Source organism: Roseateles sp. P5_B10, assembly GCF_056400485.1.
In genome coordinates this window covers 1-4,681 of record NZ_JBFULE010000410.1, presented here as the reverse complement: position 1 = coordinate 4,681, position 4,681 = coordinate 1, and the positions used below count along the sequence as shown (strand labels likewise).

Below are 4,681 nucleotides of genomic sequence, written 5' to 3'. Positions count from 1 at the left end.
GTCTTGCCCATGAAGCCTGACGCATGGCATTCGTCGATGCCCAGCAGCGCGCCATAGCTGTCGCACAGCGCGCGGATCTTGTCGAGCTGGGCGATGGTGCCGTCCATCGAGAACACGCCGTCGGTGAACACCAGCGTGAAACGGGCGCCCTTCTCTTTCGCTTCCTTCAGGCAGCGCTCGAGGTCGTCGAGGTTGTTGTGCTCGTAGCGGTAGCGCTGCGCCTTGCACAGACGGATGCCGTCGATGATGGAAGCGTGGTTGAGGGCGTCGCTGATGATGGCGTCCTGCTCACCCAGCAGCGGCTCGAACAGGCCGCCGTTGGCGTCGAAGGCTGCGGCGTAGAGGATGGCGTCCTCGCAGCCAACGAAGCGGGCGATGCGTTGTTCCAGTTCCTTGTGCACATCCTGTGTGCCGCAAATGAAGCGCACCGAAGACAGCCCGAAGCCATGCGTGCGCAGGGCTTCATGCGCGGCCTCGATGACCTTGGGATGCGACGACAAGCCCAGGTAGTTGTTGGCGCAAAGGTTGATGACTTCGCGGCCGTCGGCCGTCTTCACGACGGCGCCCTGGGGTGTCGTGATGATGCGTTCGGACTTGAACAGCCCGGCGGCGCGGATGCTGTCCAGCTCGGTCTGCAGGTGTTGATAGAAGGCCTGGCTCATGGCGCTGCTCCTGATGCACAATCCGGTTTAGTGAACTCGTTCGATATATCGAACCTTTGTGCAGTATCTGAAAATCATCTATCCAGGTCAAGCATGAACATGGACAACACCGAACCGCCCCGCGTCGGCGCCGCCCTGCAGGCGCTGCGCAGCAGCCGTGGCCTGTCGCTGGATGATCTCTCCAAGCGGGCCGGCGTGAGTAAGTCGATGTTGTCGCAGATCGAGCGCAACCAGGCCAATCCCACGGTGGCCGTGGTGTGGCGGCTGGCCAATGCGCTGGGCGTGGACATGGGTGAGTTGCTGGGCGGCGAGCGCGCAGCGACGCCTGCCATCGAGACCGTGCCGGCCCACGCGACGCCGGGGCTGACCAGCCCGGACGGGCTTTGCAAGCTGCGCATCCTCGGCCCCATCGAGCTGGCCGGGCAGTTCGAGTGGTACGAGCTGAACATCCAACCCGGCGGCGTGCTGGACAGCCAGGCCCACGAGCCGGGTTCGCGCGAGCACCTGAGCGTGCTGACGGGCAGCCTGGAGGTCAGCGCCCAGGGCATGACGAACAGGCTCAAGGCCGGCGAGACGGCGCGTTATGCGGTGGACGGCCCGCATGCCATCCGCAACGTAGGCAAGTCGGCGGCGACCGCACTTTTGGTGGTGCTCCACCCGTAGACTCCGGCGGGTTCAACCAAGGAGCCCGCCGATGCTGCAACGTCGTTCCGCCCTGGCCGCGCTGGCCGCCCTGCCCTTTGCCGCCCGCGCCGATGACAAGCCCATCCGCCTGCTCGTCGGCTTTCCGGCCGGCGGCGGCACCGACGCGATTGCGCGATTGCTGGGTGAGGCCTTGCAGGCGTCATTGGGCACGCCGGTCATCGTCGAGAACAAGCCSGGSGCCGGCGGCCAGATCGCGGCCCAGGCGCTGAAGGCCGCGGCACCCGACGGTACGACCTTCTTCGTCAGCCACGACCACACCATCTCCATCCTGCCGCTGGTGCTGAAGAACCCCGGCTTCGACCCGGCCAAGGACTTCCTGCCGGTGGCGGGCTTTGCGACCTTTGCCAACGCGCTGGCGCTGTCAGGCGGCACACCGGCTTCAAGCCTGCCTGAATACCTGGCCTGGGTGAAGAAGCAAGGTGGCCAGGGCAGCGTGGGCGTGCCGGCCCCGGCCTCGGTGCCGGAGTTCCTCGTCAAGCTGCTCGGCGAGAAGAGTGGCCTGAACCTGCTGGCCGTGCCCTACCGCGGCAGCGCGCCGATGATTGCCGACATGCTGGGCAACCAGATCAGCGCCGGCGTCGGCTCGGTACCCGACCTCATCACCAACCACCAGCAGAAGAAGCTGCGCATCGTCGCCGTCATGGGCCAGCAGCGCCAGGGCGTGTTGCCGGAGGTGCCGACCTTTGCGGAACTGGGCGTCGCGGGCTTCGAGGATCTGCCCTATTACGGCCTGTTCGCACCGGCGGGCACCGCGCCGGCCGTCGTCGAGCGCTTCTCGAATGCGCTGGCCGGCGTCATCAATCAGCCGGTCGTGAAGGCGCGATTGACCGAGTTCGGCCTGTCGGTGGCCATGATGAGCTCGGCCCAGCTCGCCACCCGCGAGCGCGCCTACTCGGCGGCCTGGGCCAGGATCATCAAGGCCGGGGGCTTCCAGCCTCAGTGAGCAGCAGGCGGTCGAGAGTCAGCTTCGACCATTCGCCCTGCGCCCACAGATTGGCCAGCAGCCCCTGGCGCTCGGCCAGGAAGGCGCTCAGCAGAGGTTCGGCCAGCGCCTTCTCGGGCGTGCACAGCAGCACCAGGCGCTGGGCGCCCTCTTCTTCCAGCCGACCGATCCAGTCCAGGGCCAGCAGCTTGTCGATGACGGGGCTGAGCTGCAACGGGTCGACGCGCAGCGCGCTGGCCAGGGCCAGATAGGACAGGCCTTGCTGGCCGGCCTCGCGCACGCGCCAGAGTTCGCGCAGCACCTCCAGCGCCAGCGCCATGGGCTGGCCGGGCGAGTCGGGGCGCAGATGCAGCCGGCCCGTCAGGCTGGGCGTGTTGGCCGCCAGGATGGCGCCCAGCAGCACGATGACCCAGCCCAGGTAGATCCAGATCAGGAAGATGGGCACGGTCGCGAAGGCGCCGTACAGCGTCGAATAGGTCGGCACCTGCTTCACATACCAGGCCAGCAGACCCTTGGCCAGCGAGAAGCCCAGCGACACGAAGGCGCCGCCGATGAGGGCATGGCGCCAGCGCACATGGGTGTTGGGCACGTAATGGAAGAGCCCGGCCATCGCCAGGCCGAACAGCACCACGTCGGCGCTGCCCAGGACCGTGGACATGCTCGCCGGCATGGCCGTGAGATAACCCTGGCCGACGCTGATGGCATAGCTGGTCAGCGTCAGGCTGCCGCCGAGCAGCAGCGGGCCCAGCGTCAACGCGGCCCAGTAGACCAGCACGCGCTGGGCCATGGGCCGCGGGCGCTTCACGCGCCAGATCGCATTCAGCGTGCGGTCGATGGTCAGCATCAGGGCCAGCGCCGTGATGCCCAGAAAGATCAGGCCCACGACACCCAGCTTGTTGGCCTTGGCGGCGAACTGCGTCAGCGAGGCCAGCACCGGCTTGGCGATGTTGGGCGGGATCAAGCTCTTCAGGAAGTACTGCTCCAGCGCGGACTGGAAGCTGGAGAACATCGGGAAGGCCGTGAAGATGGCCAGCATCACGGTCAGCAGCGGCACCAGCGAGATCAGCGTCGTGAAGGTCAGGCTGCCGGCAGTCAGGCCGAGCTTCTCCTCGCGGAAACGCTGGCGGAAGGTGTGCAGGGTCTGCAACCAGGGCCAGGCCAACAGCTCGGTGATGAAGTCGCTGGCGAAGGCGATGGGGTTGTGGGCCAGCGGTGCGTCYGGGTTGTCGGCATTGGCAGGCGCGGCGGGCGGAACGGGCGGGATCGGCGGAATCGGCGTCAAGGACATGGCTTCTATGATGCCGCAGCTATGTCCCCTGCCCTTGAAAGAACCCAACCCACGGCCGTCGAACGGCTGACGCGCAATCTGGCGTTCAGCGCCACCGTAAGCCTCATCCTGCTGTGCCTGGCCTGGGAGCTGTGGCTGGCGCCGACCGGCCGCGGCACGCTGGCCGTGAAGGCGCTGCCGCTGCTGGCGGCACCCGTCGGCCTGTGGCGCTACCGCATGTACACCTACCGCTGGCTGGCCCTGGCCATCTGGCTCTATGTGATGGAGGGCCTGGTGCGCTCGACCAGCGAAGGCGGCCTCGGGCAATGGCTGGCGCTGGGTGAAGTGCTGCTCGGCGTCGTCATCTTCACGGCCTGCACGGCCCAGATCCGCCAGCGACTGGCGGCGGCCAAAGCCACATGAACGCCTTTCTCGCTGCGCTGCGTGAACAGCTTGGCGAGGCGGGCCTGCTGGTGGGCGGCGACCTGGCGGCCTATGAGAACGACTGGCGCAAGCGCTATGCCGGCAAGGCCCTGGCCGTCGCGCGGCCGGMATCGACCGAGGAAGTCGCGGCAGTGATGCGCCTATGCCACGAGCACCGCGTGCCGGTCGTGCCGCAGGGCGGCAATACCGGCCTGGTGGGCGGCTCGACGCCGGACGACAGCGGCCAACAACTCCTGCTGAGCCTGACGCGCATGAAGCGCGTTCGCGGCATCGACCTCGTCAACGCCAGCCTGACGGCGGAGGCCGGCTGCGTGCTGGCCGAGATCCAAACCGCCGCGGCTGGGGCCGGAATGCTCTTTCCGCTCAGCCTGGCGGCCGAGGGTTCGTGCACGCTCGGCGGCAACCTGGCGACGAATGCCGGAGGCACGCAGGTGCTGCGTTATGGCAATGCGCGCGAACTCTGCCTCGGCCTCGAGGTTGTCACCGTGGCCGGCGAGATCTGGCATGGGCTGTCGGGGCTGCGCAAGGACAACACCGGCTATGACCTGCGCGACCTTTTCATCGGCAGCGAGGGCACGCTGGGCGTCATCACCGCGGCGACGATGAAGCTGTATCCGCAGCCGAAGGAGCGCCTGACCGCGCTGGCGGCCTGTGCCTCGC

Annotated in this window: 6 protein-coding genes; 4 read left to right on the top strand and 2 right to left on the bottom strand. The window is 67.5% G+C overall.

Annotated features, from left to right (window positions below; translation table 11 throughout):
- A partial coding sequence (locus tag AC1DU6_RS20620; RefSeq protein WP_477859238.1) for an aminotransferase class I/II-fold pyridoxal phosphate-dependent enzyme occupies positions 1–662 on the bottom strand: 662 nt, incomplete at its 3' end.
- 93 nt (positions 663–755) lie between these two features.
- Between AC1DU6_RS20620 and AC1DU6_RS20615 the strand changes: the two genes are divergently transcribed.
- The gene (locus tag AC1DU6_RS20615; protein WP_457354065.1) at positions 756–1,325 is read left to right on the top strand and encodes a helix-turn-helix domain-containing protein; all 570 of its coding nucleotides are present in this window, start codon (positions 756–758) and stop codon (positions 1,323–1,325) included.
- Between the two features lie 31 nt (positions 1,326–1,356).
- On the top strand, positions 1,357–2,310 hold the full coding sequence (locus AC1DU6_RS20610; RefSeq protein WP_457325713.1) for a Bug family tripartite tricarboxylate transporter substrate binding protein: 954 nt from the start codon (positions 1,357–1,359) through the stop codon (positions 2,308–2,310).
- On the opposite strand, the gene AC1DU6_RS20605 is transcribed toward AC1DU6_RS20610, so the two are convergent.
- Positions 2,282–3,598, bottom strand: coding sequence for a YihY family inner membrane protein (locus AC1DU6_RS20605; protein WP_082532621.1), 1,317 nt, complete (start codon positions 3,596–3,598; stop codon positions 2,282–2,284). The two genes, AC1DU6_RS20610 and AC1DU6_RS20605, sit on opposite strands and share 29 nt — an antisense overlap.
- Positions 3,599–3,619: 21 nt before the next feature.
- Here AC1DU6_RS20605 and AC1DU6_RS20600 point away from each other — a divergent pair, with 21 nt between their 5' ends.
- Together AC1DU6_RS20600 and AC1DU6_RS20595 are read left to right on the top strand one after the other, a co-directional pair.
- Positions 3,620–4,000: a DUF2069 domain-containing protein gene (locus tag AC1DU6_RS20600; RefSeq protein ID WP_056196946.1), complete on the top strand. Its 381-nt coding sequence runs from the start codon at positions 3,620–3,622 to the stop codon at positions 3,998–4,000.
- Positions 3,997–4,681, top strand: a 685-nt coding sequence (locus tag AC1DU6_RS20595) for an FAD-binding oxidoreductase (protein WP_477859235.1), incomplete at its 3' end; no start/stop codon positions are given. The genes AC1DU6_RS20600 and AC1DU6_RS20595, both read left to right, overlap by 4 nt.